General features: G+C 69.7%; 23 protein-coding genes and 2 pseudogenes. 15 read left to right on the top strand and 10 right to left on the bottom strand.

The genetic code is table 11. The features are described from left to right. Window positions 1-34: 34 nt before the first annotated feature. Entirely contained in the window at window positions 35-244 is a 210-nt protein-coding gene (locus ABD352_RS18535) for a hypothetical protein (protein WP_344613844.1), read from the bottom strand. Between ABD352_RS18535 and ABD352_RS18530 the strand changes: the two genes are divergently transcribed. Continuing rightward, on the top strand, window positions 237-452 hold the full coding sequence (locus ABD352_RS18530) for a YciI family protein (RefSeq protein ID WP_425553567.1): 216 nt from the start codon (window positions 237-239) through the stop codon (window positions 450-452). The two genes, ABD352_RS18535 and ABD352_RS18530, sit on opposite strands and share 8 nt — an antisense overlap. 93 nt (window positions 453-545) lie before the next feature. Here ABD352_RS18530 and ABD352_RS18525 read toward each other — a convergent pair whose 3' ends face one another. The 4 genes from ABD352_RS18525 to ABD352_RS18510 are packed head-to-tail and all read right to left on the bottom strand — an operon-like array spanning window position 546 to window position 4,201. Next, window positions 546-1,727 (bottom strand): cytochrome P450 family protein, encoded by a 1,182-nt coding sequence (locus ABD352_RS18525; RefSeq protein ID WP_344613648.1) that lies wholly within the window; start codon window positions 1,725-1,727, stop codon window positions 546-548. Beyond that, window positions 1,724-3,061, bottom strand: a complete 1,338-nt coding sequence (locus ABD352_RS18520) for an MAB_1171c family putative transporter (RefSeq protein ID WP_344613647.1) — start codon at window positions 3,059-3,061, stop codon at window positions 1,724-1,726. Before ABD352_RS18520 ends, ABD352_RS18525 begins: the two co-directional genes overlap by 4 nt. Window positions 3,062-3,068: 7 nt before the next feature. Then, the gene (locus ABD352_RS18515; protein WP_344613646.1) at window positions 3,069-3,683 is read right to left on the bottom strand and encodes a M48 family metalloprotease; all 615 of its coding nucleotides are present in this window, start codon (window positions 3,681-3,683) and stop codon (window positions 3,069-3,071) included. Beyond that, window positions 3,680-4,201, bottom strand: coding sequence for a hypothetical protein (locus ABD352_RS18510; RefSeq protein WP_344613645.1), 522 nt, complete (start codon window positions 4,199-4,201; stop codon window positions 3,680-3,682). The genes ABD352_RS18515 and ABD352_RS18510 overlap by 4 nt, the downstream gene beginning before the upstream one ends. Before the next feature lie 450 nt (window positions 4,202-4,651). Here ABD352_RS18510 and ABD352_RS18505 point away from each other — a divergent pair, with 450 nt between their 5' ends. Beyond that, window positions 4,652-5,029 carry a hypothetical protein gene (locus ABD352_RS18505; protein WP_344613843.1) on the top strand — a complete coding sequence of 126 codons (378 nt, stop codon included), beginning with the start codon at window positions 4,652-4,654 and terminating at the stop codon, window positions 5,027-5,029. Here the strand turns inward: ABD352_RS18505 and ABD352_RS18500 are convergent. Then, window positions 4,990-5,199: pseudogene (locus tag ABD352_RS18500) on the bottom strand (non-reducing end alpha-L-arabinofuranosidase family hydrolase); the annotation flags it as partial. The gene ABD352_RS18505 and the pseudogene ABD352_RS18500 overlap by 40 nt on opposite strands. A 168-nt stretch (window positions 5,200-5,367) precedes the next feature. Here ABD352_RS18500 and ABD352_RS18495 point away from each other — a divergent pair. Beyond that, window positions 5,368-6,831 carry a sigma-70 family RNA polymerase sigma factor gene (locus ABD352_RS18495; protein WP_344613644.1) on the top strand — a complete coding sequence of 488 codons (1,464 nt, stop codon included), beginning with the start codon at window positions 5,368-5,370 and terminating at the stop codon, window positions 6,829-6,831. A gap of 63 nt (window positions 6,832-6,894) precedes the next feature. On the opposite strand, the gene ABD352_RS18490 is transcribed toward ABD352_RS18495, so the two are convergent. Then, window positions 6,895-7,572 (bottom strand): FadR/GntR family transcriptional regulator, encoded by a 678-nt coding sequence (locus ABD352_RS18490; RefSeq protein ID WP_344613643.1) that lies wholly within the window; start codon window positions 7,570-7,572, stop codon window positions 6,895-6,897. A gap of 43 nt (window positions 7,573-7,615) precedes the next feature. Next, window positions 7,616-8,728, bottom strand: coding sequence for a C45 family autoproteolytic acyltransferase/hydrolase (locus ABD352_RS18485; protein WP_344613642.1), 1,113 nt, complete (start codon window positions 8,726-8,728; stop codon window positions 7,616-7,618). A gap of 145 nt (window positions 8,729-8,873) precedes the next feature. Between ABD352_RS18485 and ABD352_RS18480 the strand changes: the two genes are divergently transcribed. Together ABD352_RS18480 and ABD352_RS18475 are read left to right on the top strand one after the other, a co-directional pair. Further along, complete coding sequence (locus ABD352_RS18480; RefSeq protein ID WP_344613641.1) at window positions 8,874-9,836, top strand: acetylxylan esterase; 963 nt, start codon at window positions 8,874-8,876, stop codon at window positions 9,834-9,836. After that, on the top strand, window positions 9,833-10,777 hold the full coding sequence (locus ABD352_RS18475; protein ID WP_344613640.1) for an amidohydrolase family protein: 945 nt from the start codon (window positions 9,833-9,835) through the stop codon (window positions 10,775-10,777). The genes ABD352_RS18480 and ABD352_RS18475 overlap by 4 nt, the downstream gene beginning before the upstream one ends. Here ABD352_RS18475 and ABD352_RS18470 read toward each other — a convergent pair. After that, on the bottom strand, window positions 10,728-12,332 hold the full coding sequence (locus tag ABD352_RS18470) for an IS1634 family transposase (RefSeq protein ID WP_344613639.1): 1,605 nt from the start codon (window positions 12,330-12,332) through the stop codon (window positions 10,728-10,730). The genes ABD352_RS18475 and ABD352_RS18470 overlap by 50 nt on opposite strands. Window positions 12,333-12,709: 377 nt before the next feature. Here ABD352_RS18470 and ABD352_RS18465 point away from each other — a divergent pair, with 377 nt between their 5' ends. From ABD352_RS18465 to ABD352_RS18455, 3 genes are read left to right on the top strand one after another with little or no spacing between them, the layout of a single operon-like run. Then, the gene (locus tag ABD352_RS18465) at window positions 12,710-13,975 is read left to right on the top strand and encodes an extracellular solute-binding protein (RefSeq protein ID WP_344613638.1); all 1,266 of its coding nucleotides are present in this window, start codon (window positions 12,710-12,712) and stop codon (window positions 13,973-13,975) included. Window positions 13,976-13,979: 4 nt separating this feature from the next. Continuing rightward, on the top strand, window positions 13,980-14,939 hold the full coding sequence (locus tag ABD352_RS18460; RefSeq protein WP_344613637.1) for a carbohydrate ABC transporter permease: 960 nt from the start codon (window positions 13,980-13,982) through the stop codon (window positions 14,937-14,939). Then, window positions 14,936-15,760, top strand: coding sequence for a carbohydrate ABC transporter permease (locus ABD352_RS18455; RefSeq protein WP_344613636.1), 825 nt, complete (start codon window positions 14,936-14,938; stop codon window positions 15,758-15,760). Before ABD352_RS18460 ends, ABD352_RS18455 begins: the two co-directional genes overlap by 4 nt. On the opposite strand, the gene ABD352_RS18450 is transcribed toward ABD352_RS18455, so the two are convergent. After that, entirely contained in the window at window positions 15,757-16,512 is a 756-nt protein-coding gene (locus tag ABD352_RS18450) for a GntR family transcriptional regulator (protein WP_344613635.1), read from the bottom strand. The two genes, ABD352_RS18455 and ABD352_RS18450, sit on opposite strands and share 4 nt — an antisense overlap. Before the next feature lie 136 nt (window positions 16,513-16,648). On the opposite strand from ABD352_RS18450, the gene ABD352_RS18445 reads away from it, so the two are divergent. The 7 genes and pseudogenes from ABD352_RS18445 to ABD352_RS18415 form a co-directional block, all read left to right on the top strand. Next, entirely contained in the window at window positions 16,649-17,497 is an 849-nt protein-coding gene (locus tag ABD352_RS18445; RefSeq protein ID WP_344613634.1) for a cupin domain-containing protein, read from the top strand. Next, complete coding sequence (locus ABD352_RS18440) at window positions 17,490-18,455, top strand: ROK family protein (RefSeq protein ID WP_344613633.1); 966 nt, start codon at window positions 17,490-17,492, stop codon at window positions 18,453-18,455. Before ABD352_RS18445 ends, ABD352_RS18440 begins: the two co-directional genes overlap by 8 nt. A gap of 86 nt (window positions 18,456-18,541) precedes the next feature. Further along, window positions 18,542-18,970 (top strand): DJ-1/PfpI family protein, encoded by a 429-nt coding sequence (locus ABD352_RS18435; protein WP_344613632.1) that lies wholly within the window; start codon window positions 18,542-18,544, stop codon window positions 18,968-18,970. Between the two features lie 34 nt (window positions 18,971-19,004). Next, complete coding sequence (locus ABD352_RS18430) at window positions 19,005-20,045, top strand: phosphotriesterase family protein (RefSeq protein ID WP_344613631.1); 1,041 nt, start codon at window positions 19,005-19,007, stop codon at window positions 20,043-20,045. A gap of 11 nt (window positions 20,046-20,056) precedes the next feature. After that, window positions 20,057-20,722, top strand: coding sequence for a type 1 glutamine amidotransferase domain-containing protein (locus ABD352_RS18425; protein WP_344613630.1), 666 nt, complete (start codon window positions 20,057-20,059; stop codon window positions 20,720-20,722). After that, window positions 20,719-21,459 (top strand): SDR family NAD(P)-dependent oxidoreductase, encoded by a 741-nt coding sequence (locus tag ABD352_RS18420; protein WP_344613629.1) that lies wholly within the window; start codon window positions 20,719-20,721, stop codon window positions 21,457-21,459. Before ABD352_RS18425 ends, ABD352_RS18420 begins: the two co-directional genes overlap by 4 nt. A gap of 247 nt (window positions 21,460-21,706) precedes the next feature. Next, window positions 21,707-24,003 (top strand): annotated as a pseudogene (locus tag ABD352_RS18415) (NAD-glutamate dehydrogenase); the annotation flags it as partial.

The raw sequence follows: 24,003 nt of genomic DNA, 5'->3' as shown, positions 1-24,003 counted from the left end.
GCGATCAAGTCACACCGTCCCCGCCAGTCCGCGGCTACCCGTGCCGGAGGAGCAGGGCTCGGGTGACCTCGGCCACGGCCGGCAGGTCGTTGAGGGTGTGCAGGCCGCCGTCCGGGCCGGTGCGGGCGCACACCGCGCGGCCGTAGCCGGCGCCGATGACGACCGCGACGAACTCGTCGGCAACCGGCCGGTCGAGCAGGATCACCGAGCGGGCGCAGCGCCAGAGGGCGAGCGTCGTGGGCACGGACGGGCTGGTCACCGACGGCCCATACCCGGAGACCAAGGAGGTCGTCGGCGGGTTCGTGGTCCTCGACGTGGCCTCACGCGAAGAGGCGCTGACGTGGGCTGCCAAGTTCGCCGCCAGTTGCCGCTGCGCGCAAGAGGTCCGGGAGCTCATGCCCGACCCCGAAGTCGACGCGATGATCCGCCAGGCCCAGGTTGCCGCCAAATAGAGCTTGGTAGATGGGATCATGTGTCGTAGAGTGATCGGTGGGACCGGCGTCTTCCCCCGTGGATGCCGGTCCCCTTTTGGGGTACGGCCCGTTTCAGCCTTTCAACGTGACGCGCAGTGTCGACAGGGACCGGCTGCGGAACGAGCGGCGCCACGCGGGACCGTCAGACGGCTCCGCCAGGGTCAGGCGCGGGTGGCGTCGAAGCAGCTCACCGACGGCCACATCGGCCTCCAGGATGGCCAGAGCCGCGCCGAGGCAGTGGTGCGGACCGTGGCCAAGGCCCAGGTGCGGCGCGCTCGGGCGGCGCAGGCGGAACGCGTCCGGGTCGTCGACGACCGACGGGTCGCGGTTCGCGGCCGCCAGGCTCAGCAGGACCGTGGCGCCCTTGGGGATCGTCACCGGGCCGTAGGCCAGGTCTTCCAGGGCGAACCGCCGGATCGAGAGCTGTGCCGCGGGCTCGTGCCGCAGGGTCTCGTCGATCGCGGCACGGCGCAGGTCGGCATCGTCGCGGACGTCGTCGAGCAGGTGCGGGTGCCGCAGCAGGGCCAGGACGCAGTTGCCGATCAGGTTGATCGAGTTCTCGTAGCCGGCGAAGATCGTCAGGAAGGCCAGCGACGTGAGCTCCTCCTCGCTGAGGTGGTCGTCGGCGTCGTGAGCCGTAATCATCGCGGTCAGCAGGTCGTCGGTGGGCTCGGCGCGTTTACGGCGGATGAGCTCCACCAGGAACTGTTCGATCGCCATGACCGAGCGGGCCGGGGCCTTCGGGTCGTCGGGCGGCGGGCTCATGAGGGTGTTGGTCCAGACGCGCATCTGGTCCACGTCGGCGTCGGGCAGGCCCAGCATGTCGCAGATCGTCGCGATCGACAGCGGCGTGGCGTAACCGCTCACCAGGTCGGCCTCGGTGTCTGCGGCGAGGCGGTCGAGCAGGTCGTTCGCGGTTCGCTGGACACGCGGGCGGAGAGCCTCGACCCGGCGCGGGGTGAACGCGGGTGCGACCAGCCGACGGATCCGGGTGTGGTCCGGCGCGTCCATGTTGAGCAGGTTGGCGTCGAGCCGCGGCGGGAGCGAGAAGCCGGCCCAACCGCCGCCGGAGTTGCGCTTGTCGAGCGAAAGCCGTGGGTCGGCGAGCGCGGCGCGGACATCCTCGTAGCGGGTCAGCAGCCAGACCGGTGAACCGTCGGGCAGCGCCAACTGGTGGGCGGGCCCGCCGGCGCGCAGTTTCCCGTAGAACCCGTGCGGGTCCGCCAGCAGCGCGTCCATCGCGGCGGTGGTCATGTGCTGCTCCCGATCTGGCTGGTGCCGGCCGGGTCGCCGGCTGCTGGATTACATGATTCACGCAGTGCCCTGGCGACGTCGACGAGCCGGCGCACCTCCGCTGCGAAGTCGTCGTGGTCGGCGCTGGACGCGGGCGGCTGCGGACCCGCGTCGGCCGGGGTCGCCGAACGAAGGCCGGTGGCCGGCAGCGCGGCACGCCAGGCGTCCCAGCGGGCCCGCCGCTGTTGCTCGTCGGCGCGTTGCGCCCCATCGGCGGTACCGTCCGCCACAGGCGTGTCCAACCGTGCCCGGCGCTCCGCCTCGTACGCGAGGCAGGCCGCCAGGATCTGCGCGGCGCGCACGGCGGCATCCCCGGGCCGGCCGGTGCGGGCCCGCGGGTCGGCGGTCGTGGCCACGGTATCGCTCATGTGGTGGCGCAACTGGCGGATGCCGTCGCCGATCTCGACCACCCGCCGCCGCAGCCGCCGGTCCACGTGGCGCAGGATGCCGCGGTCCGGCGAAGCCGACGGGTCGAGCACGACCTCGGGGACGGTGACCGTGATCGCTTCCCACAGCGGATACATCTGACGGTACGCACGACGCTGCACGTGCCATGCGGCAATGCGCGACAGCCGCGGGCCGAACGACGGCAGCGTCAGGCCGACGATGACGAGCATCGCGCCGAGCGCGGCGAATATCGGTACGAGCGCTTCGAGCCGCTCCGGGTCGGTGCCGAGCAGGCCCTCGACAAGGGTCGCCGCGCGGACCGCGCAGTACAGCAGGCCGAGGCCGGCGCCGGTGGCGGTGAGCCGAAGGCCGCGGCTGAGCCACACGCGGCCGGCGGCGCGCGCGTAGGGCAGGCACAGCCGGACGATGTCGGTGAAGCCGAGCGACACCATCGCGATGTAGCAGCCGAGGTAGGCCGCGTAGACCGGGTCCCGGGCGTAGGTCGCCGCGGCGTCGGTCGGGTGCTCGCCCTGCCGGCCGGCGGCGGTGAACAGCACCGTCATCGCGATCAGGACGCCCAGCACCCAGGCGATCCGCCAGCGCGCCCGCCGCCAGCCCTCGACGTACGGATGCGTCCAGAAGATGATGATGCACTGGATCGTGCCCGAGAAGGCGATGACGCAGCCCTGGCTGATGAGCAGTGACAGGTTGGGGATCGCCGCGGCATGGTCGATCCGTGCCCACACCGCGGGGGTCGACACGGTGAAGATGACGCCGAGCAGCGCGAACGCCGTGCCGACGGAGTACAGCGACGGATCCCGCGGATCCTGCCGTAGGCCCCGCACGAGCCGGTAGGCCAGCGCCATCCAGGCGAGGGCGGCGGCGAGCGGATACAGCACGCCGTTCACGCCGGCCTCATTCCTGATCTCCGAGTGCCCGTTCGATGCGGGTGATGACGCCGGCGGCGCGCTCGGGCACGTCCCAGCGCTGTTCACCGCGCCACGGGTTGAGCAGTTCGAACAGTTCGGTGCCGAGCTCCTCGGCCTCGCGCTCGACGGCACCCTCGAAACAGGTGCGGGCGAGCGTGCCCTCGACCGGCTCGCCGAGGGTGGTGCGCACCGCCGCCGGATCGAGGCTGGGCAGCAGCCGCCGGATGGCTTCGGGATCGTCGAGTTCGAGCAGATGGTGGCCGTGGACCAGATGGGCGAGTTCGTGACACAGCACCATGTCGCGCAGCCAGCGCGGCGCGGCGGCGTCGATGATGATGCTCAGGCTCGTCGCGCGCACCGCGACCCAGCCGCTGGGCAGTTCGGGCGGCATCGCCACGTAGAGCCGGTGGATCGGCTTGCCCACGCGCTCGCTGACGACGTCGCAGAGGGAGTCCGGGGTGACGCGCCTCGGCAGGGACAGCCCGGCGACGACGCTGCTGCGCCAGCGCAGCCGTGCCCATCTCATCCGTCCACCGCTTCGTTCATCCTCCAAAACGGCACGTGGCGGTCGCGCCCACACCGCGACCAGGTGCTGGGTCACGCCGGCGTCCCCCGCGAACCCTGGCCGGGCGAATCAGGATTCTCGATGCCTTCCAGTTCGAGCAGTTGCGCCAGCACGGAGTTGAGCGCGTGCTGGCTGGCCGAGGACAGCCCGGTGCGGCCGATGACGTCACGCAGGACGACCTTCTGCACGTTCAGCTCGCGCATGGTACGCAGGCGCGAGAGGTCGCTCTCGACGTCATCCAGCGCCGGATCGTCGTCGGCGGAGACGAGGTACGTCGTCGGTACGCCGAACGCCAGAGCGAGCGCCTTGAGGTGGCTCAGCCGCGGGTCGGTGGCCTTGCCGCTGCGCAGCTCACCGATGTAAGCCCCGCTGATGGTGACCGGCGCGTCCATCTCCTGCTTGAGCCGGTCGGCAAGCGCTCCCTTGTTGATCCGCTCGGCGATCTCGCTGTTGAAGTACTCCCCGTCGGAGCGGGCGCGGTTGGCGCCGTCGTTGGGCTTGAAGGTCGCGAAGAGCAGATTCAGGCGATCTGCCAGGGAGCGTCGTCTCTCCATGGCTGGCTCCTACCGTCCTGGCCTGACGCTGCCAGGTCAGGCCACGTCTGCGTCCGCACAGACGATCTTCGATCAACAGCTGTGGTGCCCAAGTATAGGGCAACGTCAGTACGTGGACCGCCCCGCCGATCTACTCAACACGAGCGCAACTTGCACCGCACCGACAAACACACGTTGACAGACGCCTATCGATGCGGCGTATCCTCGGACCGTGGCGCGAAACGCACGTTGAATGATTTCGCGGAACGCGCAACGTGTGTGAAGCGGCCACCGCGGCGGTGGAAGGTGCGGCACGTCGGTGCCAGCAACAGGGGGCACCTTCCACTCATACGCCGGCCTTCTCAACAGCACACCCCGACGCGGTACGCGATGTGGATGCGTAGCGCGTGATCTCGACGCGGCGCGCTCCGTCCTTGAGAACCCGGGCCTCATATGCGCACAATCCGGGACGTGTCCGTGGAGGCTGAGCTGTACCCCGAGGTGGTCGCGCACGGCACCCTCGCGCGGGCGGTGTCTGCCGCCGCGGCACGCCGTGGCGTCGACGTCGGGAACGTCTCGACACCGGCCGGCTACGAACACCTGGGCGCGTGGCGGTTCGCCGTCATCGAGTGCGGGGCACAGCGGATGTCTGCGTACTTGAGCCCCGCCGAGCGCCAGTTCGGCATCGGCATCGCAAGGGGTCCTCGCATCCGAGGCGAGGGCACCGCAGGCAGCCTCGATGCCGTCGTCGACGTGGCGGCGGCGTGGTGCGCCGGCATGCCGCTGCGGCAGGCGCTGCGGCGGTTCCCGTTGCCCGGGAAGTTGCCGATGGGCATGGACGCGCGGTAGATCTTGCCGTTGTCGCCGGCGAAGAACAGGTACATGTTCGTGGCGTCAGCGATGAGTGCCTGGTCGATCGGTCCGGTGCCGGAGCCGGTGATGGTGCCCGAGAACAGCGGCTGCGCCGATGACCAGCCGTTGGCGTTCGTGGGGTCGCTCGACGTGCGGTAGGAGAACGCGGCGCGGAAGGTGTTATGCCGCGCCGACGGAACTGGTCGCGGGAGCCGGGTTGCTTGACAACGTTCCCGGCGATATGCCGGAATGGACGCCCGGCTCCCACGACCGCGACGGTCCCCGCTCGGCCGCCGCGCCATCGGCGGAGTCGCTCGACGGGCCGGTGATGGTAATTGGGAACAACGAAGACCAGCCAGGCGTCGCTGGTCGCTGCGGCGAAGGCCGGGGACCGGCGCGCGCTCGGCGGGCTCCTCGCGGCGCACCTGCCGCTGGTGTACACGATCGTGCGGCGGGCCCTCGCCGGGCACCCGGGCGCCGTCGACGATGTGGTCCAGGAGACCATGCTCCGCGCGCTGCGGCAGTTGCCCGCGCTGCGCGCGCCGGAGAGCTTCCGCGCCTGGCTCGCCGCGATCGCCGTCCGGCAGGCCGGCACCTACCTGCAGCGCGAGCGCATCGTCACCGGGCGGCGGGCACGCCTGGACATGCTCACGGACGCGCCGGACGCCCACGACTTCGAGGACCTCACCATCCTGCGGGTGGAGCTCTCCGGACAGCGGCGGCAGGTCGGGCAGGCGGTCGGCTGGCTCGACCCGGACGACCGGGTGCTGTGGTCGCTGTGGTGGCTGGAGATCGGCGAGGAGCTGACCCGCGCCGAGCTGGCCGCCGCGCTGGGCGTCAGCGTCGTACACGCCGGGGTGCGGATCCAGCGGATGCGCAACCGGCTCGAACAGGCCCGCCTGCTCGTGGCGGCCCTGGACGCGCGGCCCCGCTGCTCGTGGCTGGACACGGTCGTCACCAACTGGGACGGCATCCCCAGCCCGCTGTGGCGCAAGCGGGTCACCCGGCACACCCGCTCGTGCGTGGCCTGCGCGCGCGCAGCCGAGGAGATGGTCGACACCGAGCGGCTGCTGACCGGCTTCGCGCTGCTGCCCGTACCCGCCGCGCTCGCCGGCGCCCTGATGGCCCACGACACCGTCACGACGAGCGCCGCCGCGCTCGGCCACGTATTCCCGTCGGCCGCCGGCAGTGCCGCGGGCGGGACGGCGCAGACCGGCTGGCTGGCCGGCGTCCCGGTCGCGAAGCTCGTGGTCGCGGGCTCACTCGTCGCCGGGGTCGCGGTCACCGCGGCGATGTGGCCGCATGACGACTCGCCGCCGCCGTTCGCGGCGACACCGGCGGCCGTGGCGCCCTCGTCATCGGTACCGCCGGCGTCCCTGCGTCCCGGGCCGGTGTCGCTGGAGTTCGAGGCCACTCCCGGGCGGTACCTCGGCACCGACGGCCAGATGGGCATCCTCGTCACCGCCGGCACCGCTTCGGCTCGGCAGCGGGCGACGTTCGAGGCGGTGCCGGGTCTGGCCGACGCGAACTGCTATTCGTTCCGGGCCGCCGACGGGCAGTACCTGAGGCACTCCTCCTGGCGGCTGCGGCTGAGCCACAACGAGGGCACCTGGCTGTTCCGCGGCGACGCCACCTTCTGCCCGCTCGGCACCGGCGGCGGCGACGTGATGCTGGAGGCGTCGAACTATCGCGGGTACTTCATCCACCGCGAGGGGGACCAGCTGTGGGTGCGGCAGGCGGACGGCACCGTGACGTTCCGCGCCGACAGCACCTTCCGCGTCCGCCCGCCGCTGACGTGACGCGGCGCGGCGCGGCGGCGGACTGCCGGTTGGCCCCACCCAGGCAGTCATACAGCTGGACGGCTATTTCCGGCGTCCGGGCGCGGTCACGGTGTCCTCCACGGCGGCCAGGTGCAGCTTCATCGCATCGGCCGCCGCAGTGGCGTCGCGCTTCGAAATGGCGGCGAGGATGGCGTCGTGCTCGTCGGCCGCCTGGGCCGCCCGGCCCGGTACGGCTGCCGCCGCGATGGCCTGCTCCTGCAGGACCGAGCGGAGTTCCGAGACGAGCCGGGGGAACAGCGGGTTGGCGGTCGCGGTGGCGATGGCCACATGGAAGTCGGCATCGATGCCGACCCGGATGGAGGGGTCCTGCTCGTCGCGGAACCGCACGAGCAGCGCGGTCATCGCCTTGAGGTCGGTCCGCGAACGGCGCTCGGCCGCGAGGGCGGCCAAGGGCACCTCCAGCGTCCGGCGGACCTCGTGCAGGTCGCGGGGGAGGTACTTGCCGGTCAGCAGCTGGGACGGCGCGAACTGCGCGTCGACGAAGGTGCCCTTGCCGGCATACGAACGGGTGAGACCGAGCGCGTTCACGCTGTGCAGAGCCTCACGGATCACCGAACGGCTGACCGCGAACGACTTGGACAGCTCGGCCTCGGAGGGCAGCCGCTGACCCACCGCGAACTCACCCGACTCGATGAGTTCGACAAGTTGCGATCGCACGTGTTCCGCGGCGGTGCGCTGCGCGACGGGGATCACCTTCACGGCTGCCAGGTTAACAGCCTGTCGGGCAGCCGGTCGGTCAGAATTAGGCATCGATGCGCACCGGCGCTGACCAGGTCGACTCGCACGGGCTGCCGGCGGCGTACACCAGCGAGCGAGCCGGAAGATCCATCACGATCCCCGCGATGGTGCAGGTGCGCTCGGCCACGGGCTGGGCCGCGTCCGGGTGCTGGCACACGCTGTACGGCGCGTCCGCGTGGTCGGCCAGCGCCTCCTGCAGGCTCCCGATCGTGTGCGTGTCGTGTTGCTGCACGCGCGCGGTCAGGTGGTGCAGCCGGTTGCGCGTGTGCGCCTTGCGCTCGAGATAGCGGTCCACCCCCGTGAGGCCGTCGACCAGGAAGTGGTTGGCGTGCGTGACCGCACCGTCGACGGGAGTGATCACGCCGCACGGGCCGTCGCCCGGTCCGGTCTCTATGTCCGCGCAGAACCCGCCCGCGTCGGCGATGAGATAGTTTGCGGAGTTCGCCCGTGATGTGGACTGGATCCGCTGGGCGGCCTCCGCACCGCTGTCGCTGTCGAGCACCGATCGCAGCAGCACGTGGTACGGAACGCCGAACCGGCCTTCGTCCCCGTCCGAGATGAGGGTGTTGGTGCACAGGCCGACGCCGCTGGAGTTGATCCCGACCTTCGCGAGCATCCCGGCCTCGACCACCGTGACGAAGTTCGGGCCGTCGTCCCGGAGCACCTGCAGTACGATCGCGGTTTCCCGGGCCCCCTCGATCCAGTCCCAGTTCTGGCCCATCAGCGCGCTGCCGGAGGTCGTGCGCTCGGGGGTCAGCGCGAACGACGTGCACTCGGTGGACGCCACGGCCCGGGCCCGTCCCGGAGCGGCGAACATGATCTCGCTGCGGGTGTTCAGGGCCAGGATGTCGGCCACCTCGACGCCGGCCCCGCGGGCGATCGCCCGGATCTCCCGCGCGGACGACGGCGAGAAGTCCTCGATGGGACCGGCGAACCCGAGTCCGTGTCGCCGCACGGTTGCCCAGTCCCACGACGCGTAGTGCATGAACACGTCGGCGTAGGTCCGCAATGCGTGCTCGATCCGGGTCCTCGCGGCGAGCCCGTACTGGTATCCCCGCTCTTCCGGGTCGCCCGTGACGGTCACGATGTCGTACCCGGAGGCGACTGTCCGCGCCATGCCCGCACCTCCTCTTGTAGCTCCTGCACGTGTAGCTCCTGGCTTCGCCGCCTGGCAGGCTATCAGGTTGCATGACAAGTTGTCCTTCCCCGGCGAGGCCGCCATTGCTTAGACTCCTGTCGGGCTGTCGGACAGGAGTCGTGCAATGCAGGTGGACCTTCCCCTCGATCAACTGGTGCGGTACGAGTACCCGCACCCCGAGCCCGGGGACTTCGACGCCTTCTGGAGCCGGACCCTGCGCGAACAGGGCGCGCATCCCCTCGATCCGCGGTTCGAGCGGGTGGACGCCCTGGTTCGGACCGTTGACGTGTACGACGTCACCTTCGCCGGATACGCCGGGGACGAGGTACGGGGTTGGCTGCTGCTGCCGCACGAGCGAACCGGCCCCCTGCCGCTCGTGGTGGAGTACCTGGGCTACGGCAGCGGACGCGGGCACCCGATCGAGTCGCTCGCCTACGCCAGTGCCGGCTTCGCGCACGCCGTCATGGACTCCCGCGGCCAGGGCAGTTCCGTGCGGGCCGGCCACACCGCGGACCCGCACGGGGCGGGCCCGTCCGCACCGGGGTTCATGACCCGGGACATCCTCGATCCCGAGCGGTACTACTACCGCCGCCTGTTCACCGACGCGTACCGGTTCGTCGATGCCGTGGCGACCCACGAGGCCGTGGCGCGCGACCGGATCGCGGTGACGGGACGCAGCCAGGGCGGTGCCCTTGCGCTCGTGGCGGCCGGCCTGCGTGACGATGTCCGGCTGGCGATGCCGCATGTGCCGTTCCTGTCCGCCTTCCGGCGCGCGGTACAGGTGACGGACCACAGTCCCCACGGGGAAATCGTCAAATGGCTGGCCGCCCACCGCGGCTCGGTGGAGCGCGCCTTCGAGACGCTCGCCTATTTCGACGCCGTGTCCTTTGCCCGGCGGGCCGCCTGTCCCGGCCGGTTCTGCGTCGCCCTGCACGACGTCGTGAGCCCACCTTCCACCGTTTTTGCTGCATACAATGCCTATGCTGGGCCCAAGGAGATGACCGTGTGGCAGTTCAACGGCCACGAGGCGGGCGGGCCCGAAGACCTCTTGCGAACCATTCGCGCCGTCCGAGAGCTGGTGTCATGAGCATCGTCGACTTCCACCACCACGCGCCATTGGCGTCCTATGTCAGCCGATTGACGGCGCTGGGAATCCAGGCTCAGCCGGGCGCCCCGTTCCCGGTGTGGGAACCGGCGGACTCGGTCCGGATGATGGATCGGTTGGGCATTGACCTGGCCGTCCTGTCCGTCGCCTCGCCCGGGTTCTATTTCGGCGATCAGACATTCACCACGGCCCTGTGCCGGGACACCAATGACGAGCTGACCGAAGTGGTCCGCGACGCCGACGGGCGGTTCGCGGCGGTTGCCTGCCTGCCGCTGCCCTCGGTCGATGCCGCGCTCGCCGAGGTCGAGCGGGTGTTCGACCGGCCGGAGTTCGTCGGCGTCGGCCTGCTCACCAGCTACGCCGGGTCGTACGTCGGCCATCCCAAATTCGACGGCCTGCTGGAAACCCTGAACGACCGCGGTGCGTTCGTCCACGTGCACCCGGTGCTGCCCGCGTGGTGGCCCGAGGGCGAGATCCCCCTCCGGCCGTCGGTCCTGGAGTACCTCTTCGACTCGACGCGCCTCATCACGAACCTGCTCATCACCGATGTGCCGCGCCGATTTCCGCGAATCCGGTGGGTCTTCTCGCACTGCGGCGGCGCGATGCCGGTCGTCGCTCCGCGCATGGTGCTGGCCGAAGGCATGCCCGAGCTTGCGGCCGTCGCTCCGCAAGGCGTCCTGCGCGGGCTGGCGGCGTTCCGCTACGACACCGCTCTTTCCCACACCGCGGCCGACCTCGGCGCGCTGCTGTCCTTCATCGACGACACGCGGGTCGTGCTCGGCACGGACTTCCCGTTCTCGTCGCTCGACGAGGTGGCCGAGCGTTTCGCCCTCTTGCGCGAGTACCTCGGCGACGCGCATCGGTCGGCCGTGCTCAGCGAGAACGCCCGCGAGCTCCTCGGCGACCTGGGGAGGACGCGGTGACCCGGGCCGGCGGCTGGATGGACAGCGCCTGGTAGATGGCCGTCTGCTCCGGGCACAGCGGCGTGGTCTGCGCGACGGAGCCGGCCGGACCGGCGAGGGTCACCTGGGCCACCCGCCCGAGCTGCCGGTTGATGGTCTGCCAGGTTTGACCGCTGGCGTGCTCGGCGACGCGGGTCAGCAGCAGGGCCAGCCACCGGATCTGCACGTGCGCGCGGATGCGGTGTTCCGAGCGGTGGCCGGCCGGTCCGGTCAGCAGCTGTGTCTTGAGGTCACGAGCGTTCAGGAGGTGCTTGTAGCCCAAGGTGACGTCCTGGGCGCTGATGTGCGGGTCGGAGGTGGCGATGACGTACTTGCCGTCGAGCCTGGCCTCGGCCTTGACCTTCGCCGGGTCCACCTTCAGGCGTCCGTCGGGCGGCCGGATCAGCCAGCGGCCGAGGGTGGGGTGGTCGAGTAGCGCGCACTCGGCCCGCACACGGGCGGCTTCGTTCCGGGCGCACCGGTCGGCGATCCGGGCCAGTTCGGCTTGGATGTGGACGATGGTCTCGTCGCGCTGCCGGTGGTCGCGCCGTGCCTGGTCCGAGTCGTGGCAGACGACGAACCGGGCGTCCTGACCGTCGAGGCGGACCTCCCGGATGCGCAGATTGTCGCGGACGTACCGGTAGCGGCCCGGACGGGACAACACCGCCTCGACGAGGCGATTGCCGTCGCGCATACGCATCCCGGCGAGGTAGTGCCCGCCGGCGCGGCGCAGGCGCGCCAGGTCGTCCACGCTGGAGAAGCCGCGCTCGACCACGGTGACGACCCGGCCCGGATGCCGGTCCAGCAGGTCGCGCACCTCGGCCGGGACGGGGTCGTCACCGGCGCCACCGGGCCAGCACCAGCAGCGGACCGGGATGCCTTCCTTGGTCATGGCCAGGCCGACGACGATCTGCTCGCCGCCGTCGCATGCGAAGTGGATGGTATTGAAAAACAACGGGTCGAGCCGGTCGGGCACGGCGCGGAACAGCGACTCCTGAACCCGCGCCTGCGTGTCCGCGTTCTCCAGCAGATCCATCGCCCGGCGAGCGTGTTCATCGTCCATCGTGGATAGTCCGGGTACGGCGGCCTCCTCGCGCACCCATTCGGCGGCCGACAGCCCGCTCATCGGGGCCACCGCCCGGTGGGCGACCAGCGCGAAGAGCACCCGCTCCAGGTCGGCGGTGAACCGCCGCGCGCCGATGGCCGCTCGCAGCGCCGCGCCCACGTCGAGGCGGTGCCACACCCCGTCGAGCAGCCAGGTGACCCCGATGGCCCGGACGTCGACGACCTCCGACGACGCGGTCCGGCCGGCCGCACCCGGCGGCGCGGCGCCGGTCAGCTCGTCGCAGCCGCCGAAGTGCTTGTTGATTGACGCGGCCAGTCGCTGCAGCCCAGCCACGTCAACCTGGTCGACCCGGCCCAGGCTCATCAGCACGTCCGGCTTGACCCGCCCGTCCACCCGCCGGTTGTGGGCCAGGGCGACATAGCGCACCACCGCGCCGTCGGCGTTGGTCCGCGACGTGAACCGCAGGAACATGCCTACGACCAAACCATCCTTGACCTGCTAGCACAAGGTCAAGATACTGAGTCGTGTTACTACAATTTCAGCCGTCCGAGCCGCTTGGTGAACCGGCCGACACCCCCTGACCAGCGGCAATCTGAGACCAATCACTCCCGCGTGTGTACCAAATCGTGGGACCAAGGCGTAAGGAAACTTCGTAACGAACCGAGCGGAGGCCCTTGCGATCCACCCGACCACGGTGCACCCTGAGGGACAACCTATAGGGCTGTCAGACAGCCGGGCAGGTTGACAGGTCCGGAGGCGCCGCGTACCCCGCGCTTGGCAGGTCTTCGGTCCCCCAGCAGAGGAGAGCAGCGATGCGTGCAAGGAACTTATGGCGCGGCCGTGTCGCCGTGGCCATCGGGCTGGCGGGAGCCCTCGCCCTCGCGGCCTGCGGTGGCGCAAGCGACTCGGGCGCAAACAACTCGGGCGAAATCAAGGGAAACATTGACTTCTGGATGGGCGACCCCATCGGGGACGCCCAGCAGCCGATCATGCAGAAGCTGGCGGACGACTACGCCGCCGCACATCCGGGGACCAAGGTGAACCTCCGGTTCCTCGGCAAGGACGCACATCAGACGTACCTCACCTCGATCGCCGGCGGCAGCGTTCCCTGCGTCGCACTCATCGGCAACACCTGGACTCCGGAATTCGCGGCACTCAATGCCCTCGACGTATACGCCAGCGACCCCAAGACGCTCCAGGGCGGCTACGTGCCCGGCATGATCGAGTCGACCATCTTCAAGGGCAAGTCGTACGCGATCCCCTATGACACCGGTGTCCGCGCCCTGATCTACCGCAAGGACATGCTCGAGGCGATCGGCAAGACCTCGGCCCCCGCCACCTGGGACGAGCTGCGCGAGGACGCCCTGGCCATTCAGGCGAAGAACCAAGGCGTCAACGGGTTCGGCATCATCGGCGGCGCGCACTGGTACTACCTGCCGCTGATCTGGAACTGGGGCGGGGAGATCGCCAAGCAGAGCGGCGACAAGTGGGTCTCCGAGGCCGGATCGACGCAGTCCGTCCAGGCGTTCCAGTTCTACTCCGATCTGCTGACCAAGGATCACCTGTCGCCCGCCGGCGCCTCGGCCTGGACGGGTGCCGACGTCGACAAGTCGATGGGCCTGGGCCAGACGGCGATGATGGTCGGCGGGTCGTGGGACCTGCGGACCATTCTCAAGCAGAGCCCCGATCTGGAGGGCAAGCTGGGCACGGCCGTCCTGCCCAAGGGGCCGGGCGGGAACAACGACACGTTCGCCGGCGGCAGCAACCTCGCCGTGTTCCGCGAGTGCAAGAACAAGGCGGTGGCGAACGACTTCGTGAAGTTCATGATGAGCAAGGAAAACCTCGTGCCGGTCACCTCGAACCTGGGTCTGCTCCCGGCGACGAACGACGCTCTGGCCCAGGAGAAGGCCACCGGGTCCTTCTCCGCCCCGCTGTTCAAGGCGTACGCCGACCAGGCCGACCACACCCGTTCCATTCCCCCGGTGGCCAGTTGGGGGAAGGTGGAGGGGGCCAACTCCATCGTGAACGCCATGCAATCGATCATGAGTGGCAAGAAGACGGCCGACGCCGCCATGAAGGAACTCGCGGACCAGGTGAACCAGGCAATTGGTTGAGAATGTGAAAACCACAACCCGTCGCGCAGCGTCCTCGGCCACCCCGGGGGCGCTGCGCGAGCGGCGCTTGCTGCGCGGACAGCAAGGCTTCGAGAAGCGATTCCTGCCGTGGGCCTTTCTGGCGCCGCTGCTCGCGGTAATCGCCGGCGTGGTCGGATATCCGGTGGTGCGAACGATCTGGCTGTCGTTCCACGACGGTGAGTACCTGCAGAGTGGACCGTTCGTCGGGCTGCAGAACTACCGAGACATCTTCGCCGACCCCTACTACACCGCCGCCCTGGTGCGCACGACCCTGTTCGCGGCCGCGGTGGTCGTCACCACAATTCTGCTGAGTCTGGCCATCGCCCTGGTCCTCGACGCCGCACCCCGCGCGGCCAAGGTGCTCAGCGTCATCGTGTTGCTTCCCTGGGCCATGCCGCGGGTCGCGTCGGGCATCGTCTGGAAGTGGATGTTCGACGACCAGTACGGCGTGGTGAACTGGCTGCTGGTCCACTGGTTCGGCCTCGACTCCTTCAACGGCTACTCCTGGTTCAGCACGGGCACGCCGGCCATGGTGGCCATCACGGTCGCCGTCGTCTGGCACTCGGTACCGTTCGTGGCGGTTTCCCTGTTCGCCGGGCTCCGTGGCACCCACGGTGAAGTGGTCGAGGCGGCCCGGGTCGACGGCGCCAACGCCTGGCAGATCCTGCGACGCATCCGGCTGCCCATGATCCGTCCCCTGCTCGTCGTGATGACCACGATCTCGACCATCTGGGCGTACCAGTCCTTCGACCACTTCCTGGTGATGACCACGCCGCCCGGCGGCCCGGACCATTCGACCGAGGTGTTGTCCCTGCTGACCTGGCTCGAGGCCTTCGCCCAGCTCGATCAGGGCTCCGCCGCGGCCATGGCCGTGGTCCTGTTCCTGATGCTGGCCGCGGTGAGCGTGCTGTACGTCCGGCTGAACCGAGAGGACGTTCGATGACGTCACTGTTGCGCCGTGGTGCGCTGTTCCTGCTCGTCGCCGTGATCGTGGTGAGCAGCCTGTTCCCGTTCTTCTGGATGCTGGTCACGTCGATCAAGCCCGACAGCGAGCTGTTCACCCGCACCCCGCGCTTCATCGTCACGTCACCGACCGCGGAGCGATACACGCACCTGCTCGACGGCAACATCCCCACCCAGTTCCGCAACTCCCTCATCGTCGCCGTGGCGACGACGGTGCTGACCGGCCTGATCGCCCTGCTGGCGGGCTATGCCCTGGCCCGCTATCGGCTGCGGACCCGACATATCCTCACGGTCGTCATCCTCGTCACGCAGCTGCTGCCGCAGACCATCCTCGTCATCCCGTTGTTCACGCTGTTCCGCAACGCCGGCATGCTCAACACGTTTCAGGGGCTGACCCTGAGCCACCTGGCCCTGACCGTGGGCCTGTGCACGTTCATGCTGCGATCGTTCGTCGTGGAGATTCCGTACGAGCTCGAAGAGGCCGCCCTGGTCGACGGGGCGAGCCGGATGCGCGCCGTCTGGTCGGTCGTGTTCCCGCTGGCCTGGCCGGGGCTGGCCGCGAGCTCCGTCTACGCGTTCATCACGTCGTGGAACGAGCTCATGTTCTCGGCGACGTACATGCAGCGGCCCGAGATCGAAACGCTACCCGTCGCCCTCCAGCAGTACTTCTCCAGCTACTACACCGACTGGGGAGGCGTGATGGCGGCGAGCGTGGTCTTCACGATCCCCGTGGTGATCTTCTTCCTCGTCGTGCAGAAGCGGCTGATGCAGGGAATGGCCTCGGGCGCGATGAAGGGCTAGAAGCGGAACAGCGACGCCTGGAACCGGTAGGCGTCGCCGCGGTACAGCTGGCGGCCCACGTCAAAGCACTGGTCGTGCTGGTCGAAGGTCTTCTGGTAACCGACCAGCACCGGATCGCCGGGCTCGAGGCCGAGCAGCTTGGCCTCCCGCGCCTTGACCGCCTCCGCCGCGAGCTCGTAGTCGCACCGGCTGGCCGCGATGTCGTACCGGTCGCGCAGCACGTCGTAGAGCGACCGGTCGGTGAAGTCGACGTCCTCGATGCCGGGAACGCGCGCGGCATCGAGGCACGAGTGGTCGACGCTGAGCGGCGACCCGTCCAGGTACCTGACCCGGCGCAGGTCGACCACCGGCTGGTCCGTGCCGATGCGAAGGACCTCCGCCTCGGCCAGGGTGGCCGGGCGAACCGTGGCCCGCATGACCCGGGACGACGCTTCCATGCCGCGCTCGCGTGCGACCTCGCTGAGCCCCCGCAGCCGGTTGGGCTCGTGCACGAGCCGGTTCTCGGCGACGAACCAGCCGCGCTGCGGCGACGGCACGATCCGTCCGGCATCGGCCAGGGCGCTGAGCACCTGTCGCAGCGTCGCCCGGCTGACCCCCAGCTCGGCGGCCAGGGTGCGCTCCCCGGGCAGCCGGGTGCCGGCCGGGAACTGCCCGACGGTCAACGCTTCCTGGAGGGCACGGTAGGCCTCGACAGCGTTGTTGCGGCCCTCCACCCGGGCCGGGGAGACCTTGAGGTCGAGCGCCTTCACCACAGCTGCCACTCCTTGGTTTGTTCGTGTGCGCTGCATCCTAACGCCCTTGTCACGCAGCCCGAACCGATTGACACGCTCGGCCCGGTCCACCAGACTGGTCCATATTGCAGACCAGTTGGCGTCACGAGAGGGCGACATGACAGACGAGAGCATCCGCGAGCCGCAGGTTCTTCGGTACCGAGACCTCGAGCGGCGCACGTGGGGCGACGAGACCACCGGACGGCTGTGTGACTGGTTCTACGCCGACGACGCGACGATGAACCTCAACATCGTCGGCATGCCGCCGAACGGTTCCGCGATCTCCTCGCCCGCCAACCCCACCGTCTTCGGCGCGGACGAGCTCTTCTACGTGCTCGAGGGCCGCATGGTCCAGAGCAACCCGGTCACCGGCGAGGTCTTCGTCGTCAACCCGGGTGAGGCCATCTTCTTCCGCAAGGACACCTGGCACTACCAGTGGAACCACAGCAACGTACAGCTGCGGATGCTCGAGTTCTTCCAGCCGGCCCCCAAGGCCGGAACGGGCGGAGCCTACGCGCGCGCCCAACCCCCGCTCGACGGTCCGCCGAAGCAGGGGCAGGACGAGCTGCTCGGCAACTGGCCGATGGCCCGCGACACCCCGCGCGAGCGGACCACCTGGATGATCCGGGAGGCCGACATCCTCTGGCGCATGGAGGGCACCACCCGGGGTCGCGAGATCCTCGTGGGCATCCTGGCCAGCACGGAGCACCTCACCGCCGGAAAGATGTCGTTCCTGGGCGGCCAGCGAAGCGACGTGTACAGCCACGGCGCCGACAAGGTGATCTTCGTGGAGTCGGGCAACCTGCACGTCGAGCTCACCGGCACGAAGAAGTGGGTCGAGCTGGACCCCTGGGACGGTGTGCGCATCCCGGCCGGCACGCCGCACTCGTTCTACAACATGAGCCACGAGCCCGCCTCGTGCCTCTTCTCGGTGGCCGGCGAGTACCGGCCGGGCTGCGTTGACTGACACCGCGGTCGACGGCGGTCACGACACCCTCGTGGCCGCCGTCGACTGGGGCGGGACCTGGATCAGGGCGGCCGCCGTGTCGGGCGGCCGCGTCGTGCGCAGGGACCGTCGCGCCAAGCCGTCGAGCCTGGCCGAGCAGTACGCCACCGTCGCCGGCATGGTCCTGGGCGTCACCTCGCACCTCGCCCAGGCGCCGGCCGCGGTGGGCGTGGGACTCGCGGGCGTGGTCCAGGAAGGCATCGTCGGTACCGCCCTCAACCTCGGTTTCACCGACGGCACCGACGTCGCGGCCGCCCTGCGTCCGCACCTGCCGCTGCCCACCTATCTGCTCAACGACGTTCAGGCCACGGCGCTGGGCGTGGCCGCGCGCTGGCCGCACGGGACGACCGCCGTCCTGACCATGGGTACCGGCATCGGCGGAGCGGTGGTCAGGGACGGCTCGCTCGACGCCGGGCTCGGTGGGGCCGGGGACTTCGGCCACGTGGTGATCGATGTCGACGGACCCCGCTGTCCCTGCGGCGGCACCGGATGCCTCGAGGCGCTGGTCTCCGGACGGGGCTTGGCCGAAGCCGCGAACGCACTCGCGGAGGAGGGGTCGAGTCCCCTGCTCGCCGCGCGCGCACGCGGCGGGCGTGTCCTGCACGGCGGAGACCTGCAGGACGCGGCCGAGGGCGGCGACGGCCGGGCGGCCGACGTGCTCGACCGGTCCGCGGTCGCCTTGTCCGCCGGCTTGCGCACGATCGTCGCGACGCATGATCCGCAGCGCATCGTCCTGGCCGGCGCGGCCCTGGCCCCGGACACGTGGTTCGGCCGGGCGGTGCGAACGCACTGGGATCGCACCCGGCCGCGCTGGGCCCGGACGGAGCTGCACCACGTGGGCGATGACGAGGACGCGGCACTGCTCGGGGCCGCGTCGCACGCACTCGACAGGTTCACCGCGGCCCGGTCCGGCTCCTGACGACCTTCCCAGTCAATCAATCGTGTGGCAAACTGCAACTGGTTCATCTAATAGACCAGTTCTCTCGAGAGGCCAGGTCAGTCCTCATGGCGTTGTCCAACCGTTCGATCGTCGTCTTCGCCTTCGACGGCTACCAGGAGCTCGAGTTCTGGTACCCGGTCCTGCGTGCCCGGGAGGAGGGGGCGGAGGTCAAGGTCGTCGGTCCGGGGGAGGGGCCGTGCGAGAGCCACCTGGGCTACCCGATCCTCGGGGACACCGTCGCGGACGAGGTCGTGTCCGAGGACGTGGACGCACTGGTAGTGCCGGGGACGGTGACCGGTCGCCCGGCGGTCAGCGACGAGCAGGTGTTGCTCCTGCGCCGGCTGCGCGCCGCGGGGGTGCCCATTTTCGCGAGCGGCTCCGGCGCCCACCTGGTCCGGGAGCTCGTCCTCGACGTCGATCCCGACCGCGTTGCGGTGGACGCCGATGCCCTTCCCTCCCTGTTCACCCGGCTGCGGACCGAGCTGGCCGGCTGAGCCGCCGCTCGTCGACGTCGAAGGAGAGTTCGTCATGCAGATCTTCCGTACCGTGCTCGGTGACGTCCCGGCCGAGGAGTCGGGCCGCATCCTCACCCACGAACACCTGCTCTACGGGTATCCCGGGGCCGAGCTGGACCACCGGACCGTGTTCGACCACCCCGCCGCCGTCGAGCGGGTCAGCGGCCAAATCATCGACGGCATGATCCCCAACGGGTACAACACCCTCATCGACATGACCCCGGCCGAGGTCGGCCGCCACCCGCAGTTCATGGTGGACGTCGCCAAGCGCACCGGCATCAACGTCGTGGCGATCACCGGGTTCTTCCCGGAACGCATGGGCGTGCCCTACTACTGGCGCCGGCAGACCGTCGAGGAGCTCACCGAGTTCTTCGTGCGCGACCTCACCGAGGGCATGGTGTTCGCGTGGCAGCAGACGCCGTACAAGGCCGGTGCCATCAAGATCGCCACCGGTCAGGAGAGCGTCTTTCCCAAGCCGAGCCCGGTGGGCGCGTACGGTCGCCACGTCCACGAGGTGGAGGACCGCCTGATCCGGGCGGCCGGCAAGGCGGCGATGGAGACCGGCTGCGGCATCAACACCCACATCGACCCGATGGACTTCGAGGTCACCAACCCCGGGCGTGAGCAGCTCGAGATCCTTGACGAGGTCGGCATGGACCTGTCCAAGGTGATCATCGGCCACGCCTTCGTACCACCGCAGGTCGACATGATGCGCGAGGTACTCAGGATGGGCGCGAACGTCCAGCTGGACCACATCGGCATTCCCTGGCGCGTCGGCAGCGCGGAAGAGCTGGACGAGGCGATGGCCAATGCCCTCGTCGAGCTCATCGAGTACGGCTACCTGGATCGCATCGTCCTGTCGTTCGATCGGTGGTTCTTCAACCCCCGGGCGACGGTCACCGAGTCCGACCCGCAGCTGGAGAACGAGAAGGTCAATCTCAACTACATGTTCTCCAGCTGGGTCCCGCGCCTGAAGTCCAAGGGCATCACCGACGAACAGCTCGACCAGATCATGATTCACAACCCTCGACGCATCCTGTCGATCGAGGTCTGACGGAGGACTGGATGGAACTGCAGAAGGCTCGAGTCGCTGTCCTGGCCGAGAACCTGTACCAGGAGCTGGAGCTGTGGTACCCGGTCCTGCGGCTGCGCGAGGCCGGCGTGAAGGTCACGATCGTGGGCGCCCGCGCCGGCGAGGTGTACGCCAGCAAGCTGGGCTACCCGGCGGTGGCCGAGGTCGGCATCGCGGACGTGTCGCCCGACGACTTCGACGCGGTGATCGTGCCCGGCGGCTTCTCGCCCGAGTACCTGCGCCGGGAACCGAGCTTCGTCGAGTTCGTCCGCGCCCTGAACGATCGGGCCGCCCCGGTCGCGGCGATCTGCCACGCGGGGTGGCTGCTGGCGACGGCGGACATCGTGAGGGGGCGGGCCGTCACGTCGGTCCCCGTCATCAAGGACGACGTGATTCACGCCGGTGGCGACTGGCGCAACGAGGCCGTCGTGGTCGACGGCAACCTCATCACCTCGCAGCTGCCCAACGACCTGCCAAAGTTCCTCGCACGGATCCTGGACGCCCTGGCCAACAGCGACGCGAAGGGCGGCGACGTCCCGGCCGTCGTCCGTGATGCCACGCCGAGTTCGGCGGTGTACCGCGCGGCCGCCGTGGTGAAGAACCGTGCGGCCGGGCCGGGATCGGCCAACTACCGGGCGTACGCGGTGGCGGGCGAGTGACCGTCGCGCTGGTCGCCGGCGGCGCCACCGGCATCGGACGGGCAACCGTGCGAGCCCTGCGCGCCGCCGGGACCGACGTCTACCTGGCCGACGTCAACGACTCGGCGGCCCGGGAGGTGGCGGCGCAGGAGGCCCCGGGACGGATCGTCGTGGGGCACCACGACCTGGCCGACCGGCACGCGCCGAAGGCCGCCGTGGACGCCGCCCTGGAGGCATTCGAGCGGCTCGACCACGTCGTCGTGACCGCCGGTCTGCACGTCGTCGCTCCGCTGGAGTCCTTCGCGTACGAGGCGTGGGAAGCGACCATGGCGGTGAACGTGCGGGCGCCGTACCTGCTGGCCCAGGCGGCCGTGGCGGCGCTGGCGGACACCCGCGGAAGCATCGTGTTCACGGGCTCGACCGCGGCCCACCGCGGCAGCCCCGGCACGTTCGCGTATGCCGCGTCCAAGGGTGCACTCATCAGCCTGACCCGATCGTTGGCGGTCGAGCTCGCGGGCCGTGGAGTTCGCGTCAACAGCGTGTGTCCGGGGTGGATCGACACCCCGTTCAACGATCCGTACTGGAACGCCCAGGCCGACACCGAGGCCGCCCTGAACGGCATTGTCGCGCGGGTGCCGCTGGGCCGGCAGGGCGATCCGGAGGAGGTGGCCGCCCTCATCGTGTACCTGCTCGGTCCGGGCTCGGCCTACCTGACGGGACAGTCCGTGATCATCGATGGCGGCCTGCTCTCGGCCTGACCTACGACAGGCAGGGAGACTCACGTACGAGTGGAGTCAGGACGTCCTCCACCGACCCCGGACCTCGCCACCAAGCTGTCCGCCGTGCTGAACCTGTACCTGGGTGGGCCGTTTTCGTGCGCAACGGCAGCGACCACCGAACCCACTACGAACACGACCGATTACCCGGCCTTGGCCGGGTAATCGGGATGCTAGTGAGGTTGTCCACGGACCACCCACAGCGTCGTGGGTGAGGGGAGCACAACCGATGAACCGGCCTGCGGCGACCCGGGTGAGCGACAGCAAGGTCAAACCTGCGGTCGAGGACGACGAGTTCGAGCGGCACGTGCCCGATGCGGAGCATCTGGTCGCGGAGGCGGTGGTCCAGGCGACCGCCCAGGATGTCGACCCCGAGCTGGTCGCGCAATACTGGCACCTGGTGCCGGACGAGGAGCTCGCCGGCTGCGAGGTGGCGAAGATCGTTGCCGCCACGCGGTCGCATGTGGAGCTGGCCCAGCAGCGGGTGCCCGGCGAGCTGAAGCTGCGCCTGGGCATGAGTGTTGCCGGCGGCACGTCGCTGGAGATCGTCACCGACGAGATGCCGTTCCTTGTCGACTCGGTCACGAGTGCGCTGGAGGCGCGCAATCTCGACGTGAACATGCTGGTGCACCCGCTCGTCGTGGTGCGGCGGGCGCCGCTGGGCGCGTTGGAGGAGATCCGCGTCGGCCTGGATCCGGAGGACGCCGCGCCGGGTGACATCGTCGAGAGCTGGATCCGCATCGAGGTGGACCGGATCCGGGATGAGGCCGATCTCGAGGGGCTGCGCAACGACCTGGCCCGGGTGCTCGACGACGTGCGCGTGGTGGTCGAGGACTGGCCCAAGATGCGCACGCAGGCACTCACCCTGGCCGACGGGCTCGGCAGCGCGCGGCTGCCGGTGCCGGACAAGGACATCACCGACTCGGTCGAGCTGCTGCGCTGGCTGGTGGACGACCACTTCACGTTCCTGGGCTACCGGGAGTACCGGTTGACGAAGGGCGACGACGGGGAGGAGCAGCTGCAGGCGGTGCTCGGCACGGGCCTGGGCATCCTGCGGTCCGACCAGAACCGTCCGCGCGTGCTGAGCTCGATGACCGCTGAGGCCTACGCCAAGGCGCTGGAGAAGCGTCTTCTCACCATCACCAAGGCCGACTCGCGGGCCACCGTGCACCGCGCCTCCTACCTGGACTACATCGGGTTCAAGCAGTTCGACGTCAACGGCAACGTGATCGGCGAGAAGCGCTTCCTCGGGTTGTTCTCGTCGGCGGCGTACCGGACCAGCGTGCGCGACCTGCCGGTGGTCAAGCGCAAGGTGGCCGAGGTGGTCGAGCGCTCCGGGCTGTCCCCGCGCTCCCACTCCGGCAAGGACCTGATGGAGACGCTGGAGACCTACCCGCGCGACGAGCTGTTCCAGATCACCACCGACGAGCTCTACCGGACCGTCATGGGCGTCCTGCGCCTTGCCGGCCGCCGCCAGCTGCGGCTGTTCCTGCGCCGGGACGGTTACGGCCGGTTCATCTCCTGCCTGGTCTACCTGCCCCGCGACCGGTTCACCACCGCGAACCGGCTGCGCATCCAGCAGATCCTGCTGGCCGAGCTCAACGGCATCGGGGTCGACTACACCACCCGGGTCAGCGAGTCGAAGTTCGCCCGCGTTCACCTCATCGTCCGCACCGAGCCCGGCAACCCGCCCGGCGACATCAACGTCGACCGTCTCACCGAGCGCCTCGCCGACGCCACCCGGCTGTGGGACGACGACTTCCGCCTGGTGCTGGAGCGCAAGCTCAACGACGAGCACCAGGCCAAGCAACTCCACCGGCGCTACGGCGGCGCGTTCTCGGACACGTACAAGGACGAGCACACGCCGAACGAAGCGGTGAACGACGTCGCCAAGCTGGAGCTGCTGGACGAGCCGGGCCAGCTCGTGATGCACGTCTACCGCCGCCGCCAGGCCGAAAGCGACATCCGGTTCAACGTGTTCCGCTACGGCAAGCCGATGATCCTCTCCGCGGTCCTGCCGGTGCTGCACTCCCTCGGTGTGCGGGTCACTGACGAGCGGCCCTACGAGATCGTCCGCTCCGACGGCACCGTCTACCTCTACGACTTCGGCCTGCAGCTGCCGGCCGACTCGCGGGCGATCGTCGATGTCCGCCCCCACCTGGAGAACGCCTTCTTCGCCACCTGGCACGGCGAGGCCGAGGTCGACAACTTCAACGCCCTCGTGCTGAAGGCCAGGTTCACCTGGCGCGAGGTCGTCATCCTGCGGGCCTACGCGAAATACCTGCGCCAGGCCAGCACGGTGTTCTCGCAGGACTACATGGAGACGACGCTCCTGGCGTACCCCGCGATCGCCGCGAAACTCGTGGACCTCTTCACGGCTCGCTTCGACCCGAGGCTGCACCTGTCCGCGACCGCGCGGTCGGAGTGGTCGAAGATGATGGTCGCGGCGATCAACGAGGACCTCGACCAGGTGACCAGCCTCGACCAGGACCGCATCCTGCGCTCGTTCCTGCACCTGATCCAGGC

The organism is Dactylosporangium salmoneum, assembly GCF_039532525.1.
Taxonomy (GTDB): domain Bacteria; phylum Actinomycetota; class Actinomycetes; order Mycobacteriales; family Micromonosporaceae; genus Dactylosporangium; species Dactylosporangium salmoneum.
The sequence above is the reverse complement of the archived record's forward strand: the minus strand, read 5'-3'. Positions and strand labels throughout refer to the sequence as shown.

What these genes read in the sequence shown, in the direction of transcription:
- ABD352_RS18525 (WP_344613648.1), bottom strand. Translation starts at nt 1,727, where the DNA reads ATGACCACCGCCGCGATGGACGCGCTGCTGGCGGACCCGCACGGGTTC.
- ABD352_RS18510 (WP_344613645.1), bottom strand. Translation starts at nt 4,201, where the DNA reads ATGGAGAGACGACGCTCCCTGGCAGATCGCCTGAATCTGCTCTTCGCG.
- ABD352_RS18485 (WP_344613642.1), bottom strand. Translation starts at nt 8,728, where the DNA reads ATGGCGCGGACAGTCGCCTCCGGGTACGACATCGTGACCGTCACGGGC.
- ABD352_RS18480 (WP_344613641.1), top strand. Translation starts at nt 8,874, where the DNA reads ATGCAGGTGGACCTTCCCCTCGATCAACTGGTGCGGTACGAGTACCCG.
- ABD352_RS18475 (WP_344613640.1), top strand. Translation starts at nt 9,833, where the DNA reads ATGAGCATCGTCGACTTCCACCACCACGCGCCATTGGCGTCCTATGTC.
- ABD352_RS18470 (WP_344613639.1), bottom strand. Translation starts at nt 12,332, where the DNA reads ATGTTCCTGCGGTTCACGTCGCGGACCAACGCCGACGGCGCGGTGGTG.
- ABD352_RS18455 (WP_344613636.1), top strand. Translation starts at nt 14,936, where the DNA reads ATGACGTCACTGTTGCGCCGTGGTGCGCTGTTCCTGCTCGTCGCCGTG.
- ABD352_RS18445 (WP_344613634.1), top strand. Translation starts at nt 16,649, where the DNA reads ATGACAGACGAGAGCATCCGCGAGCCGCAGGTTCTTCGGTACCGAGAC.
- ABD352_RS18435 (WP_344613632.1), top strand. Translation starts at nt 18,542, where the DNA reads ATGGCGTTGTCCAACCGTTCGATCGTCGTCTTCGCCTTCGACGGCTAC.
- ABD352_RS18430 (WP_344613631.1), top strand. Translation starts at nt 19,005, where the DNA reads ATGCAGATCTTCCGTACCGTGCTCGGTGACGTCCCGGCCGAGGAGTCG.
- ABD352_RS18425 (WP_344613630.1), top strand. Translation starts at nt 20,057, where the DNA reads ATGGAACTGCAGAAGGCTCGAGTCGCTGTCCTGGCCGAGAACCTGTAC.